This window comes from Chromohalobacter nigrandesensis, from assembly GCF_023061285.1.
GTDB classification, from domain to species: domain Bacteria; phylum Pseudomonadota; class Gammaproteobacteria; order Pseudomonadales; family Halomonadaceae; genus Chromohalobacter; species Chromohalobacter nigrandesensis.
The window spans coordinates 85,904-100,999 of sequence record NZ_JAKGAM010000007.1 but is presented as its reverse complement, the minus strand read 5'-3'; the positions used below and the strand labels follow the sequence as shown (position 1 = coordinate 100,999).

Below are 15,096 nucleotides of genomic sequence, written 5' to 3'. Positions count from 1 at the left end.
CTCAGCGTGTTTTCGGGTCGAGGGCATCGCGCAGCCCATCGCCCAGGAAGTTGAGACAGAACAGCGTCACGGCGAGAAATAGCGACGGCACCAGCAGCAGCCACGGTGCGCTCTGCATCATGTCGGTCCCTGCGGAGATCAACACGCCCCAACTGGTCAGCGGCTCCTGCACGCCGAGGCCGAGAAACGACAGGAAGCTCTCGAGCAGGATGACCTTGGGCACGGTGAGCGTGACGTAGATGATCACCGGGCCGATGGCGTTGGGGATCAGGTGGCGGGTGACGATCTTGCGATCGCGGACCCCCAGTGCATGGGCGGCTTCGATGAACTCGCGCTGCTTGAGCGCCAGCGTCTGGCCGCGCACGATGCGCGCCATGTCGAGCCACTCGACCGCGCCGATGGCGGCGTAGATCAGGAAGATGTTGCGCCCGAACACCACCATCAACAGGATCACCAGGAACATGAACGGCAGCGAGTACATGATGTCGACGAAGCGCATCATGAGGTTGTCCACACGCCCGCCGACATAGCCGGAAATGGCCCCGTAGAGCACCCCGATCACCAAGCTGACGAAGGTGGCCACCAAGGCCACCGACAGCGATACGCGGCCGCCATAGAGCGTGCGGGTGAGCAGGTCGCGACCGTTGGCGTCGGTACCCAGGAAGTGGCCGTTCTCCAGGGTCGGGGCGACACTGAAGGCATTCCAGTCAACCTCGGCGAGTCCCCAAGGGAGCAGGTAAGGTCCTGCCACGCATACTGCGCTGATGAGGACCAGCAATATCAGGCTGACCATCGCCGCCTTGTTCTGCTTGAGCCGTCGCCAGGCATCTTGTCCGAGACTTTCGCCCGCCACGGGATCGGGTTCGGCCGGCGGGTTGGGACTGCCGGGCGGCAGTTTGTGCCCGCTGTAGGACGTGGTGTCCGTCGTCATGGTCGTTTCTCGCCGGTCAGTCGTCATAACGGATTTGCGGATCGAGTGCGGAATAAAGCAGGTCGACGAGCAGGTTCATCAGCACGATCAGTGCGCCGTAGAACACCACCGTGCCCATCACCAGGGTGTAATCGCGGTTGAGCGCGGCCTGCACGAAGTAGCGGCCGATGCCGGGAATGCCGAAGATCTGCTCGATCACCACCGAGCCGGTGATGATGCCGGCGATTGCCGGACCCAGGTAGGACGTCACGGGGAGCAGCGCCGGGCGGATGGCGTGGCGCCAGATCACCTGGCGCTCGGAAAGCCCCTTGGCACGCGCCGTGCGAATGTAGTGACTGCCCAACACCTCGATCATGCTGGCGCGCATCATGCGTGCGATATAGGCGATCTGCTGGATCGACAGCGCGATCACCGGCAGCACGAGATTGGGCAGGGCGCCGCCGTTCCAGCCGCCGGCGGGGAGCCAGGCAAGCAGGACGCCGAATACCAGCGCCAGGATCGGCGCGATCACGAAGTTGGGCACTGCGATACCTGCCAATGCCGTGCCCATGACCGTGTAATCTACACCTGAGTTGCGCCGCAGGGCCGCGATGATCCCCAGCGGAAGCCCGATCAACAGCGCAAGAAGAATGGCCAGGCCGCCGATCTCGAGACTCACCGGAAAGCCTTGAGCGATCAGCTCGGTGACCGAGAAATCTTTGTACTTGAACGACGGCCCGAAATCCCCCTGCAACAAATTGCCCATGTAGCGCAGGTATTGCTGGGGCAACGGCTCATCGAGGTGATAGGCCGCCTTGAGGTTGGCCTCGATTTCCGGGGGTAATTGGCGCTCGCCGTCGAACGGCCCACCCGGCGCCACGCGCATCAGGAAAAACGAGATCGTGATCACGATCAGCAGGGTGGGAATCGCCATCAGCAGGCGTTTCAGGGTATAGGTCAGCATGGGGCATTCCGTACATCGTCTGCAGACGGGGCGGTATCACAGGGATGGACTGGTCCGCTAGCAAGCCTGCGCGAGGGCGCTGTGACCCCATCCTTGGGCGCTACATTCGTCATCTGACCGCCATGGATGGCGGAAATGCCGGAAAAGTCGGGAACTGTTTTCCGGCCATGACGAATGACCCTCGCTTCGGTTTGCTCTCGGCGTCCACCTTTCACTTGTAGGTTGTGCAAAGGTGTCCTTACTCAGAGAACTGCACCCAACGTGAAGGATGGTCATCCTCGGCGTTGTCCTGCCAGCCGCTGATATCGGGGTTCACCAGGTTGCGCGTCACGTAGTAGAGCAATGGCACCAGGGCGTAGTCGTCGAGGGCGACGTTCTCGGCCTCCTCGAGGAGCGCCTCGCGCTTGTCGAGATCCAGGGTGCTGGCGGCCTGGTCGAGCAGCTTGTCGTACTCGGCGTTGTCGTAGCCGCCGTAGTTGTTGCCGACGCCGCTGCGTAGCAGCGTCAGGAAGTTTTCGGCATCGTTGTAGTCGGCGATCCAGCCGGCGCGAGCGACGTCGAAGTCACCTTCCTGGATGGTCTGGTAGTGGACGGTGGCTTCGGCATTGGTCATTTCGACCTCGACACCCAGCGGTTTCCACATCGCCGCCAGGGCAATGGCGATCTTCTTGTGCTCGTCGGAGGTGTTGTAGCGCAACTGCAGATGCAGCGGGTTGTCGGGGCCGTAGCCGGCGTCTTCGATTAGCTGCTTGGCCTTGGCCAGGCGCTTGGCGTAATCGCCGTCGACGCCGTCCATGCGCTGGACGTCATAATGACTGGTGCCGGGCGGGACCAGCGAGTAGGCGTCCTTGAAGCTGCCGGCCATGATCTGCTCGGAGAGCACCTTGCGGCGCGCGACCAGGTTCAATGCTTCCCGGACACGTTTGTCGGCGGTCGGTCGGCCTTCGCGAGTATTGAGTACGTAGTAGTAGGTCCCCAGCATCGGGCTCAGGTGGGTGGCCTTTGGCAGGTTTTCCTCGAGCCACTGGTAACGGCTCGAGGGGTAATCGCGGATGATATCCAGCTCACCCGCACGAAAGCGCGAGATGGCAGCATTGCGATCTTCGGTATTGAAGTAATTGACGCTGTCGAGGCTGACCTCGCTGGCGTCATAGTATTCGGGGTTTTTCTCGACGGTGATACGTGACTGGGAGATCCATTCCGCCGGCTCGAAGGCACCGTTGGTGACGATGTTGTCCATCTTGACCCACTTCTTGCCGTATTCGTCGACGGCATGCTTGGGCAAGGGATAGGCGGTGTAGTGGGTCAGTAGCTGCAGGAAGAACGGTGTCGGCGACTCGAGGGTGACCTTGAGGGTCTTGCCGCCGTCCAGTGACTCGGCGCCCAACGCCTCGAGCGGCTTGTCGCCGACGTTGACCGTCTCGGCGTTCTTGATCGGGTAGAGCAGATAGGCGTATTTCGAGGCGCTGGCCGGGTCGAGCAGATGTTGCCAGCCGAACACGAAATCCTCTGCGGTGACCGGTTCGCCATCGGACCACTTGGCATCGTCGCGCAGGTGAAAGGTGTAGGCCTTGCCGTCCTCGGAAATCTCCCAATCGGTGGCCATGCCGGGGATGGCCTCGCCCTCGGGGTTTTTCTTGAGCAGGCCTTCGTAGACATCCATCAACACCTGGGATTCCCAGACGCCGCCGGACACCTGCGAGGTGTCGAAGGACGCCAGTTCACCCATGACGCCGATATTCAGTGTCTCGGCCTGGGCCGGTGTTGCCAGGGCTAGAGACGTCAATGACAGAGAAGACAGCGCCATGGCGCCGAGTAGGGTATGCGAGTGTCGAAGCATGTTGTGGGTTCCGTTTGTTGTTGTGCCGGATGCCGTGAAAGGCACCACATCTGTTGGATTACCTTCTCCCCGTCTGGTGAAACGTGTCTATTGCAAATTTCGTATATGCTTTTTCACATATTCGATAGAGCGCTTACGAATGCCGCGTAGCGCGGCATGGGATAGCCGCTCGCGAGTGCATTGGCTACAATGTGTCTCTTTTCTTCACCGTATGCTGGCAAGCACGCCGCTGCGGTGCGAATCAGCGCACCTGCAAAGGATTCCCATGCAAGAGATCAACCCGATCAACCACCTCATCAAGGACCTGTCCGAACGGACAGACGTCCTGAGGGGGTATCTTTGACTATGCCGCAAAGAAAGAACGGCTAGAGGAAGTCTCCCGCGAACTGGAAAACCCGGATGTGTGGAGCGATCCAGACTACGCGCAGAAGCTGGGCAAGGAGCGCGCCACCCTGGAGGCGGTCGTCGAGACCTTCGATACGTTGGAAAAGGGCCTGACGGATCACCAGGAGCTGCTCGAGCTGGCGGTGATGGAGGAAGATGACGCCACCGTCGATGAAGTGAGAAGCGAACTCGAAAAGCTCGAGTCACAGCTCACCAAGCTCGAGTTTCGGCGTATGTTTTCCGGCGAGATGGATACCAACAACGCCTATCTCGACATCCAGGCCGGCTCCGGCGGCACCGAGGCGCAGGACTGGGCCAACATGCTGCTGCGCATGTACTTGCGCTGGTGCGAACATCACGGTTTCAAGACTGATATCATCGAGTTGTCCAGCGGCGATGTGGCGGGCATCAAGTCGTCGACTTTGCACATTCAAGGCGATTACGCCTTCGGCTGGCTGCGTACCGAGACCGGCGTGCATCGCCTGGTGCGCAAGAGTCCGTTCGATTCGGGTGGGCGTCGGCATACCTCGTTCGCCTCGGTGTTCCTGTCGCCGGAAATCGACGACAACTTCGAGATCGAGGTCAATCCGTCCGATCTGCGCGTCGATACCTACCGTTCCAGCGGTGCGGGTGGCCAGCACGTCAACACCACCGACTCGGCGGTGCGTATCACCCACGAACCCACGGGGATCGTGGTGGCATGCCAGGGCCAGCGCAGCCAGCATGCCAACCGCGACTTCGCCATGCGGCAACTCAGGGCGAAGTTGTGGGAGATAGAGATGGACAAGCGCAATGCCGCCAAGCAGGAAGCCGAGGACAACAAGTCGGATATCGGCTGGGGCAGTCAGATCCGCTCCTATGTGCTCGATGACCAGCGCATCAAGGATTTGCGCACGGGGGTGCAATCCAGCAACTGCGAGAAAGTGCTCGACGGCGATCTGGATCAGTTCATCGAGGCGAGCCTGAAACAGGGGCTTTAAGAAAGCCTGAAGAGCGGCACTTCGTGCCTGGAAGCTGTAAGAGGGAAGCAAGATCAAAAGTCAAACTTCAAAAGCCGTTGAGTGATTGTGAAGTGGTGGTTTGATCTTGGCTTCTAGTTTCCAGCTTCCAGCTTCCAGCTTTCTTTTATTCTTCACAGGTAACGACATGGCCAATCAAGACTCCTCTCAACACGACGAGAATCATCTGATCGCGGAGCGTCGCGCCAAGTTGGCGGCACGCCGCGCCCAAGCTGCGGAAGAAGGCGGTAGCGCCTTTCCCAATGATTTTCGTCGCGACAGTCTCGCCGCCGAATTGCAGGCCGAGCTGGGCGACAAGGACAAGGCCGAGCTGGAAACGCTCGACCGTCAGGCGTCGGTCGCCGGGCGCATCATGCGCCAGCGTGGGCCGTTCATCGTCATCCAGGACGTTTCCGACCAGATTCAGCTGTATGTCGACAAGAAAGGCCTGCCCGCCGAGGTGCTGGAAGACATCAAGAGCTGGGATATCGGCGATATCGTCGCGGCGCGCGGGCCGGTGCACAAATCCGGCAAGGGCGATCTGTACGTGATGATGGGCGAGGCGCGTTTGCTGACCAAGAGCCTGCGTCCCCTGCCGGACAAGTTCCACGGCCTGACTGACACCGAGGCGCGCTATCGCCAGCGCTACGTCGACCTGATCATGAACCCCGAGTCGCGGCGCGTCTTCGAGGTGCGTTCGCGGGTGATCAGCGGCATTCGGCGCTTCCTGGTCGAGCGCGGCTTCATGGAAGTCGAAACGCCGATGCTGCAGCAGATCCCCGGCGGTGCCACGGCACGGCCGTTCGTCACGCATCACAACGCGCTGGATATCGACATGTATCTGCGCGTGGCGCCGGAGTTGTATCTCAAGCGGCTGGTGGTTGGCGGCTTCGAGCGGGTGTTCGAGATCAACCGCAATTTCCGTAACGAGGGGCTGTCGACGCGGCATAACCCTGAGTTCACCATGCTCGAATTCTACTGGGCCTATGCCGATTATCGTGATCTGCTCGACCTGACCGAGGCGATGATTCGTGAGGTTGCCCACGAGGTGCTGGGCACCACGACGGTCGAGTATCAGGGCAAGAACTATGATATCGGCGAGCCGTTCCAGCGGCTCACCCTGCGCCAGTCGATTCTGGAATACGGCGATGGTATCGGCGAAGGCGACATCGACACCCTTGAAGGGGCACAGGCAACTTGCGAACGCTTGAAGATCCCGGTCAAGCCGAACTGGGGCCTCGGCAAGCTGCAGACCGAAATCTTCGAGCACGTCGCCGAAGAAAAGCTCGATCAGCCGACGTTCATTACCGAGTATCCGGCCGAAGTCAGCCCGCTGGCGCGGCGCAACGATACCAATCCTCACGTCACCGACCGCTTCGAGTTCTTCGTCGGTGGCCGCGAGATCGCCAACGGCTTCTCCGAGCTCAACGATGCCGAAGACCAGGCCGAGCGCTTCGCCGCCCAGGCGGCCGAGAAGGACGCCGGCGATCTGGAGGCGATGTACTACGATGCCGACTACGTGCGCGCACTGGAGTACGGCATGCCGCCGACGGCGGGTGAGGGCATCGGTATCGACCGCCTGGTGATGCTGCTCACCGATAGCCCGTCGATTCGCGATGTGTTGTTGTTCCCGGCGATGCGCCCGGAATAGCGCTGGGCTTTGCCCAGAGCTGTCAGTGAGAAGCTATAAGCGGAAAGAAAGCTCAAAATCCATGGCTACGGGCTACGAGCTACGAGCTACGAGCTACGGGCTACGGGCTACGGGCTACGAGAATGGGTTGCGAGCTTTCGGCATGACTCGATACTGACTTTCGCGGCTCGCGGCTCGCGGCTCGCGGCTCGCGGCTCGCGGCTCGCGGCTCGCGGCTCGCGGCTCGCGGCTCGCGGCTCGCGGCTCGCGGCGAAGCCGGGCAAGAGTTATTGGTAAGAGGCGCGTCGAGCGCCCATAATGGCTGCGGTCCGAATTCCGCCGACTCCGAGCGGTTCCCAAAAGAGGTGACACCGATGAAGCTGCTCAATCGCTCCGCGCTGAGCGTCAAGCCGACCCAAGCGTTCGTTGACTGGATCAACTCGCTGGAGCCCACCGTCGGTGAGGACGATCTGACCCTCGACGATGTCGAGCGGGAAAGCACCATCTACCTTATCCCGGAAATGGATTCGCCCGAGGTGCTGGCCGCCTACGTGCGTGAGCGCCACCTCGATCTGCTCGAGAACGAGCTGAGCGCTTGGGAAGAAGACGCGCGCCAGTGGCCTGAACCGCTCGACTGGGCGCTGTTCGAGCAGTTCCTCGTCGTCGAGCACAGCTATCTGGCGCTGGATCTCGATGATGAAGTGCCGCTCGAGATATCCGAGATCGATGATGGGCTGCTGCTTGAAACCGAAGAGGATTGACGCGTTCGGTGAGCAGTGTAGAGAACCGGGACGTGGCGCCTATTGAGCCGTTGGTGTGTCGTGAGACGAGAGCGTCGGTGAGAAGCAAAGGCGTGGCGACGTGCTGATGCGGCGTCTTTTCGTGACACGCCCCGGCGACGAAGGCCTGCCCGGTCCCCAGCGCCGCCTGGCGATGCTGGTGATGGTGCTGGGGACGCTGATGTCGGTGCTCGATAATGGCATCGTCAATATCGCCTTGCCCACCCTGGCGCAAGAGCTGGCGGTGAGCGAGTCACGCGCAGTGTGGATCACCAACGTTTATCAATTGGTGTGCGCGGCTCTGTTGCTGGGGTTTGCCGCCTTGAGTCGGCTCATTGGGCGGCGACGCCTGTACTTGGGCGGTCTGGCGTTGTTCGTGCTGGCTTCCTTGTGCTGCGCGCTGTCGCGTAGTTTCGAGTGGCTGGTGGTATCGCGCATGCTGCAAGGCATCGGCGCCGCGGCGATGTTGAGCATCGGCCCCTCCATGTATCGTTTGATTTTCCCTTCGCGCCTGCTGGGCTCGGCAATCGGCATGGGCGCCCTGGTGGTGGCCTTCGGTATCGCCTTCGGTCCATCGCTGGGCGGCATCATTCTGCATTTCGCGAGTTGGCCGTGGCTGTTCGCCATCAACCTGCCGCTGGGGCTTTTGGCCTTGATCCTGGGGATTCGCGCGCTACCCAGCGAGACCATCGAGTCCCGGGGATTCGATTGGCTGGGGGCTTTGCTGTCGGCCGCGATGCTCAGCGGTTTCGTGTTTTCGCTCGATCATATCGGCCACGGTGCGCGCGGCATCAGTGCCTGGCTGCCGTTGGTGCTCAGCGTGCTGTGCCTGGGGCTTTTCGTGTGGCGTCAACGTCGTGCGGATGCACCTTTGGTGCCGTTGCCGATGTTTCGCGCCACGCGTTTCAGCATCGCTGCGATGATCTCGCTGATGGCCTTCGTCGCCCAGGGGATCACCTTCGTGGGGTTGCCGTTCATGTTTCAGACGGTGATGGGGGCGACGCCGATCGAAGCTGCGCTGCTATTCACCCCCTGGCCGCTGGCGCTGATGCTGGTAGGGCCGCTCTCGGGGCGGCTCGCCGACCGTTTCAATCCGACGTTGATCTCGTCGCTCGGTCTGGCGATCTTCCTGCTCGGGATGCTGAGCCTGGTGACCTTGACGGCCGAGTCCGGTGGCGTGTCGATCGCCTGGCGGGCGGTGTTATGCGGGGTCGGCTATGGGCTGTTTCAGGCGCCCAACAATCGCGAGATGATCGGCAGCGTGACATTGGCCTACAGCGCCAACGCCTCGGGCGTCCTGGCCTCTGTACGGACCTTCGGTCAGGCCTTGGGGACCGCCTCAGTGGGGTTGATGCTGGCGTTGTCCTGGGGGTCACTGTCGTATGCGCTATGGCTGGGCTGCGCCAGTGTCGTGGTGGCGTTGGCGCTCAGCGTGTGGCGGATTCCGCTGGCGCGTGCCGAGGCGTGAGCGATGCTTATTCACCAGCGTGGGAAACGTTACAATGACGCGTATCCGACAGAGGAGGAAGGTGTCATGAGTGTTCAGGCACGTATCGAAGAGAAACTGCAATCGCTCGATCCCGAGCATGTGACGGTCGAGAATGAAAGCCACATGCACCATGTGCCACCGGACTCCGAAACGCACTTCAAGGTGACCCTGGTCGCCGAGCGCTTCGCGGGCCTGATGCCGGTCAAGCGTCATCAGCAGGTGTACGCAGTGCTGGCCGACGAGCTGTCCGGTCCGGTGCATGCCCTGGCCCTGCATCTCTACACGCCCGAGGAATGGCGCCAGCGTGGCGAAGCGCGCCCGGATTCTCCCGATTGCCGGGGCGGTGGCGCACACTGACATGGTAGGCGACGTCCAGCGGTTGCAATACCTCGAGGCCATGGGGCTTGGCGCCTGGGCCAGTCGTTATCGGCTGCCCAATGCACTACCCACGCCCGCGTGCGAATGGGAAACGCCCCCCGCCGAAGCGCCGACGAACCATGGTGTGCACTTGCAAGCGCTGCTCGACGATGCAGTGCGGGCGCCGTCGACACCACCTTCGAAGGAGACATCGTCGGGGGCGACGCCATCGCGAGATACTGGCAAGCCGGCCTCGAGTGTGTCGGCGCGCGCATTGCTGCTGGGCGATGCGCCCACCGAGTCGTCTTCGAGGTCGATGCCGGAGGATGCCGCCGAGTCGGCGGCGTCGACCGCTGAGGTTGGCGAGGCCGGGCCCCAAGCGGCGCTGCGCTATGATCTGCAAGTCGCGGCCTTGGAAGGGCGCTGGTTGTTGCTGGTGCCTGAGGCGACGGCGCCCGATCGTACGGCGCTCGAACTGCTGGGCAACCTATTGCGCGTGGCCGGCATCGTTGTGGACGCGGCGCTCGAGTTCCGCAGTTTTCAATGGCCGCTCGTCGACAACGCGCCGGTGACGACGGCGCCCCTGGACGATGCGCGCGACGGCCTGCGTGCCTATCTCGCCGGTCAGGCACGACGTGGCTGGCGTCCCGAGCGACTGTTGGTGTTCGGCCAGGACACGACCCTGAACGCGGTACTGGCCCTCGAGGAAGCGCATAGCGAGACTCTGGGCCTACCTTGTTGGACGCTGCCGTCGCTGGCGACACTCAAGTCATCCGCCGCCGCCAAGCGCGCCTTGTGGCCGCAGCTCGCGGTGTGGCGCGATGCCTGGGCCGGCCACGACGATGCGTCTTGAGCGGCTGACGCCGGCGCATCTGGATGCCGTGGAGGCGCTTGAGGAAGCGGGGCAACTACACCCCTGGAAGCGGGCGATACTGGCGCGGACACTCGCCGACGACACCCTGGAAGTATGGGGCGCGTGGCGTGACGCGACCTTACTGGGGCATGCGGTGCTTGCCTGGCTGCCCTTCGAGGCCGAGCTGCAAGCGATCACCGTGGCACCGCACGCGCGTCGTCAAGGTATGGCAGGCATGTTGCTCGCGCATCTCGTGACGCGCGCCCGGCAGGATGGCGCCGAGCGGCTACTGCTGGAAGTGCGCGAAAGCAACGCGCCCGCCCTGGCGTTGTACCGCCGATACGGTTTCGACGAGGATGGGCGTCGGCGCGGTTACTATCCCCCCGCCGAGGCGAGGGGAGGCGTCCGCGAAGCGGCCATCCTGATGTCGAGGCCGCTCGCGGTGCGAGCGGTCGACTGACGGCGCTTCCCGTCTGTAGTTATCTGTAGTTATCTGTAGTTATCAGTAGTTACTGGTTTTGCGAATTATCGCTGGCGTCGTTTTCGATATCCTGGAACTTGCCTAGCAGTCCGTTAAGACGGCGTTCCCATTCATCACGCTCCTGCTTGAGGCGCGTGTTCTCCTCGCGCAGCTCTTCCGCCTCCATTTTCAGCATCTCGATGGACTCGACAGCGTTCTGCACCTTCTGCTCGAGCTGGTTGAAAAGTTCGAGGCTCATGGACTTCTCCTACACGGTGGATGGGGCGATGCGAGTGGCACGGGCGAATCTTGCCGAGCCGTTGGCGGTTAGCGTACGCGCGCGACGCGCGCGCGACAAGCGTCTCCTGGCCCCGACAGGACGTCAGGCAGCGCGCTGGCGACGATAAAGACGCCCGATGCCATCGCCGGCGCGCACCTCGCGATGCAGTTGCCAGTTAGCGGGCACCCGAGGCTCGCATTCGTGCTCTATTTCCAGATAGATCCACGCTGCCTCATTCAGCCAACCGTGTTCCTCCAAGGCCTGGCAGGCGTCGGCGGCGTGACCCTGGCGGAAGGGGGGGTCGAGGAACACGATATCGCAGGGCGTCGCGGGGCCGGCGAGAAACGCCATGGCGGCTTGGCGATGCACATGGCCATTAGTGTTCAGCGTGGCGATGTTGGTGCTCAGGCTGGCGGCGACATCGCTGTCTGTCTCCACGAAAAGGGCCTGGGCAGCGCCGCGCGAGAGTGCTTCCAGCCCTAGCGCGCCGGTGCCGGCGTACAAGTCGAGAACCTGTGCGCCGGCGAGCTCGAAGGCTAGCCAGTTGAATAGCGTCTCGCGGATGCGGTCCGGCGTGGGGCGTAGCCCGGGGCGCTCGAGCACGGGCAACTGTCGGCGACGGTAGTCGCCGCCGATGAGACGCAAGCGCCCGTTGGTGCGTGACGGCGAGGCGCGACGCGTGCCACGGGCAGGGCGCTTGGCGGAGGAGGAGCGACGTCGATTCATGATCGGCGGATTGTACCGCCATCCGTCGCACAGTGATAGGATGTGGCGATTCAGACACTTCAGGACGCCGAGCGTCATTTCCGCCATGTCGCGGAAAACGTGGCGCGCGTCGTCCGCGTAGACGTAGATCACGCCCATGTTCGGTTTTTTAAAGCGCAAGAAGAAGCAAGAGTCTCCCGCCCAGGACGTCGATGAGTCGCAAGAGGATGCGGCGGCGCTCGACCACGAAGAGGGCGATACTGGCCACGAGGAAGTGACCGACGACGAGGCGCGCCGCGCCGTTGGAACGGTCGACCCCGATTCGGCCGAAGCGACCGAGATTGTCCCCGAACCGTATGAAACCCAGGCCGCGCGCGAAGCCCTGGACGATCCCGAGGTAACGCCCCGCGATGGCGCCATGGGCGATGCCCGGCCGCTCGATCCTAATGCCGAGGCACTCGCCGAGGACGTCGCCCCCGATGGCGAGATGCCGCCAGCGTCTTCCCAGGCGGCTGCCGAATCGGTGACGATTGCCGAGCCCGAGCCCGAGCCCGAGCCCGAGCCCGAGCCCGAGCCCGAGCCCGAGCCCGAGCCCGAGCCCGAGCCCGAGCCCGAGCCCGAGCCCGAGCCCGAGCCCGAGCCCGAGCCCGAGCCCGAGCCCGACACAGCGACGCAGATCGATGAGCCGGCAAGCGTGGCGCAACCACGGGAGCGCCCCAAGAAGAAGAGTTGGTTCGCGCGCATCAAGTCGGGCCTCGGCAAGACACGTGCCAATTTCACCGAGGGGCTGGCGGGGCTGTTTCTGGGCAAGAAACAGATCGACGATGAGTTGATGGAGGATCTCGAGACCCAACTGCTGATGGCGGATGTGGGGATCGAGGCGACCACCGAAATCATCGACCGCCTGACCGAGCGCGTCTCGCGCAAGGAATTGAAGGACCCGCAGGCGCTTTACTCAGCCTTGCAGGAAGAACTCCAGGATCTTCTCGATCCGGTCGCCCAGCCGCTGGCGTTGCCGCCCAAGGGCGAAGGGCCGTTCGTGATTCTGATGGTCGGCGTCAATGGCGTCGGCAAGACCACTACCATCGGCAAGCTGACGCAGCGTTTCCAGAACGAGGGACGCAGTGTGATGCTGGCGGCGGGCGACACCTTCCGCGCGGCGGCTGTGGAGCAGCTCAAGGTATGGGGCGACCGCAATCAGGTGCCGGTCGTCGCGCAGCACACCGGCGCCGATAGCGCTTCGGTCATCTACGATGCGCTCTCCGCCGCCAAGGCGCGCGGTGTCGACGTGTTGATCGCCGATACCGCCGGGCGCCTGCATAACAAGAGCCACCTGATGGAAGAGCTCAAGAAGGTGCGTCGCGTCATGGCCAAGCTCGACGAGCAGGCCCCGCACGAAGTGATGTTGGTGCTGGACGCGGGGACGGGCCAGAACGCCCTGTCCCAGGCCTCCACCTTCAACGAGGCGGTGCCGGTGACCGGCATCACCTTGACCAAGCTCGATGGCACCGCCAAGGGGGGCATCATCTTCGCCCTGGCCAAGCAGTTGGGCACGCCGATCCGTTTCATCGGCGTGGGCGAGACCCTCGACGACTTGCGGCCGTTCGCCGCCGAGGATTTCGTCTCCGCGCTGTTCGAACGCGACACTGGCGGAGACGCGTAGCGGTATGATCGTCTTCGAGCATGTCGGCAAACGTTACGGCGGGCGCTCCGAAGCCCTCGCCGATATCAACTTTCGGGTTGGGCGGGGCGAAATGTTGTTCCTCACCGGGCACTCGGGAGCCGGCAAGAGCTCGTTGCTGCGCTTGATCATGCGCCTGGAAAAGCCCTCACGCGGCCGCGTGCTGGTGGCCGGTCATGATCTCGACCGCTTTCATCTCAGCCAGATTCCCTACTATCGCCGCCAGATCGGGGTGGTCTTCCAGGACCACCAACTATTGTTCGATCGGAGTGTCTTCGCCAACGTGGCGCTGCCGTTGGAGATTCAAGGCGTGGAGCCCCGCGAGTCGGCGCGTCGTGTGCGGGCTGCACTGGACAAGGTTGGGCTGCTGTACCGGGAAACGGCGCTGCCCATCGAGCTCTCCAGCGGTGAGCGCCAACGCATCGGCATCGCTCGGGCGGTGGTCAACAAGCCGTCGTTGCTGCTCGCTGACGAGCCCACTGGTAACCTCGATCCGCAGCTCTCCACCGATATCATGCGATTGTTCGAGGACTTCAACCGTATCGGTACCACGGTGATGGTCGCCAGTCACGACCTGGCGCTGATCACGCGCCTGCGGCACCGGGTCCTGCGCTTGCGCGAAGGCCGATTGGTCGGCGACGAGGAGGCGACATGACCCGACGCACGACGTCTCCGGAAAGCCAGCGTCCCGCGCGGCGTGGCGCCCGAGCCTCGCAGGTAGGACTGGAAAGCCGCACGCGGGCGTGGCTGCGTCATCATCGTGCGATGTGGCTCGATAGCGCCCAGCGACTTGCCAAGCGCCCGCTGAGCAGCCTGTTGACCATGCTGGCGATTGCCATCGCTCTGGTGCTGCCCAGTGGGTTGTGGCTGGCGCTGGACAGTGCTCGGTTGCTGGATGCCGAACTCGACGAAAGCGCGACCGTGACCGTCTATCTCGACACGCGCCTCGATGAGCGTGCGGCGATGGATGTCGCCGCGCGGTTGCGCGATCAGGCGCCGGTGGCGGGAGCGCGGTTGGTGACCGCCGCCGAAGGGCTGGCTGAATTTCAACAGGGCGTGGGGCTCGAGGACGCGCTGGCCTCGCTGGAAGACAACCCGCTGCCTGCAGCGGTGGTGGTCACCCCGGCTGATACCGACCCCGATTCTGTGCGAGTGCTGGCGAGCAATCTCGAAGCGGTCGACGGCGTCGATGAGGCGCGAGTCGATCTCGCCTGGCTGGAGCGCCTGCGGCGTCTGGCCGAGTTGGGTCAGCGTCTGGCCCTGGCGCTGGCGGGACTGTTCGGGCTGGGCGTGCTACTGGTGGTAGGCAATACCATTCGCCTGGCGGTGGAGAGTCGCCGTCAGGAGATCGAGGTGGTGACGCTGATCGGGGCCACCCATGCGTTCGTGCGCCGTCCGTTCCTGTATAGCGGTGCTTGGTACGGCCTGGGCGGTGGCGTGCTGGCGATCGTATTGCTGGTACTGGGCGGCCACTGGTTGTCGGCGCCGGTCACCGCCTTGGCCGAGAGTTACGGGGCGCACTTTACGCTACCGCGATTGGGTCTGAAAGGCTCGGTTTTGCTATGTTTTTGTAGTACACTGCTTGGCTGGCTGGGTGCTTGGTTAGCCGTCGGCCGTCATCTTGCCGACATCAAACCCCGCTAGGCTTGACACGCCTGATGGCATGTATTGAACTTTCGTTCAAGTTAGCCTTCTAATGGGTCATCCGTGCTATCAGGCACATGATTCCTTTGCCGTGCCGCCGTGGATGTTGGATTACGCCACGC

At 63.0% G+C, this 15,096-nt stretch carries 15 protein-coding genes; 10 read left to right on the top strand and 5 right to left on the bottom strand.

Annotated features, from left to right (window positions below; genetic code table 11):
* Position 1 precedes the first annotated feature (1 nt).
* The 3 genes from L1073_RS10515 to L1073_RS10505 all read right to left on the bottom strand — a co-directional run bounded on the left by L1073_RS10515 (position 2) and on the right by L1073_RS10505 (position 3,714).
* Positions 2-931 (bottom strand): ABC transporter permease subunit, encoded by a 930-nt coding sequence (locus tag L1073_RS10515; RefSeq protein ID WP_246899106.1) that lies wholly within the window; start codon positions 929-931, stop codon positions 2-4.
* Between the two features lie 16 nt (positions 932-947).
* Positions 948-1,874, bottom strand: a complete 927-nt coding sequence (gene oppB / locus L1073_RS10510) for an oligopeptide ABC transporter permease OppB (protein ID WP_246899104.1) — start codon at positions 1,872-1,874, stop codon at positions 948-950.
* Between the two features lie 238 nt (positions 1,875-2,112).
* Positions 2,113-3,714 (bottom strand): peptide ABC transporter substrate-binding protein, encoded by a 1,602-nt coding sequence (locus tag L1073_RS10505; protein ID WP_246899102.1) that lies wholly within the window; start codon positions 3,712-3,714, stop codon positions 2,113-2,115.
* A 265-nt stretch (positions 3,715-3,979) separates the two neighbouring features.
* Here L1073_RS10505 and prfB point away from each other — a divergent pair.
* From prfB to rimI, 7 genes are all read left to right on the top strand, one after another.
* Positions 3,980-5,078 (top strand): peptide chain release factor 2 gene (prfB, locus tag L1073_RS10500; protein WP_246899101.1). Its coding sequence is split into 2 segments (ribosomal slippage): positions 3,980-4,054 and positions 4,056-5,078, totalling 1,098 coding nucleotides; the frame shifts between segments, so codons are not numbered across the junction.
* A 166-nt stretch (positions 5,079-5,244) separates the two neighbouring features.
* Positions 5,245-6,747, top strand: a complete 1,503-nt coding sequence (gene lysS, locus L1073_RS10495; RefSeq protein WP_246899099.1) for a lysine--tRNA ligase — start codon at positions 5,245-5,247, stop codon at positions 6,745-6,747.
* 353 nt (positions 6,748-7,100) lie between these two features.
* Positions 7,101-7,487 carry a hypothetical protein gene (locus L1073_RS10490; RefSeq protein ID WP_246899097.1) on the top strand — a complete coding sequence of 129 codons (387 nt, stop codon included), beginning with the start codon at positions 7,101-7,103 and terminating at the stop codon, positions 7,485-7,487.
* 106 nt (positions 7,488-7,593) lie between these two features.
* Complete coding sequence (locus tag L1073_RS10485; RefSeq protein WP_246899184.1) at positions 7,594-8,973, top strand: MFS transporter; 1,380 nt, start codon at positions 7,594-7,596, stop codon at positions 8,971-8,973.
* Positions 8,974-9,039: 66 nt separating this feature from the next.
* Positions 9,040-9,351, top strand: a complete 312-nt coding sequence (locus tag L1073_RS10480; RefSeq protein WP_246899095.1) for a BolA family protein — start codon at positions 9,040-9,042, stop codon at positions 9,349-9,351.
* Positions 9,299-10,204 (top strand): hypothetical protein, encoded by a 906-nt coding sequence (locus L1073_RS10475; RefSeq protein WP_246899093.1) that lies wholly within the window; start codon positions 9,299-9,301, stop codon positions 10,202-10,204. Before L1073_RS10480 ends, L1073_RS10475 begins: the two co-directional genes overlap by 53 nt.
* Entirely contained in the window at positions 10,173-10,664 is a 492-nt protein-coding gene (gene rimI, locus L1073_RS10470; RefSeq protein ID WP_246899092.1) for a ribosomal protein S18-alanine N-acetyltransferase, read from the top strand. The genes L1073_RS10475 and rimI overlap by 32 nt, the downstream gene beginning before the upstream one ends.
* A gap of 49 nt (positions 10,665-10,713) precedes the next feature.
* Here the strand turns inward: rimI and L1073_RS10465 are convergent, their stop codons facing one another.
* Together L1073_RS10465 and rsmD are read right to left on the bottom strand one after the other, a co-directional pair.
* The gene (locus L1073_RS10465) at positions 10,714-10,923 is read right to left on the bottom strand and encodes a cell division protein ZapB (RefSeq protein ID WP_246899090.1); all 210 of its coding nucleotides are present in this window, start codon (positions 10,921-10,923) and stop codon (positions 10,714-10,716) included.
* 123 nt (positions 10,924-11,046) lie between these two features.
* Complete coding sequence (rsmD, locus tag L1073_RS10460) at positions 11,047-11,670, bottom strand: 16S rRNA (guanine(966)-N(2))-methyltransferase RsmD (protein ID WP_246899183.1); 624 nt, start codon at positions 11,668-11,670, stop codon at positions 11,047-11,049.
* A gap of 136 nt (positions 11,671-11,806) precedes the next feature.
* Here rsmD and ftsY point away from each other — a divergent pair, with 136 nt between their 5' ends.
* The 3 genes from ftsY to ftsX are packed head-to-tail and all read left to right on the top strand — an operon-like array spanning position 11,807 to position 14,974.
* A complete protein-coding gene (gene ftsY / locus L1073_RS10455; protein WP_246899089.1) occupies positions 11,807-13,312 on the top strand; it encodes a signal recognition particle-docking protein FtsY in 1,506 nt (501 codons plus the stop codon).
* Between the two features lie 4 nt (positions 13,313-13,316).
* Positions 13,317-13,985 (top strand): cell division ATP-binding protein FtsE, encoded by a 669-nt coding sequence (ftsE, locus tag L1073_RS10450; protein WP_246899087.1) that lies wholly within the window; start codon positions 13,317-13,319, stop codon positions 13,983-13,985.
* Complete coding sequence (gene ftsX, locus L1073_RS10445; RefSeq protein ID WP_246899085.1) at positions 13,982-14,974, top strand: permease-like cell division protein FtsX; 993 nt, start codon at positions 13,982-13,984, stop codon at positions 14,972-14,974. The genes ftsE and ftsX overlap by 4 nt, the downstream gene beginning before the upstream one ends.
* The last annotated feature ends 122 nt before the right edge of the window (positions 14,975-15,096 follow it).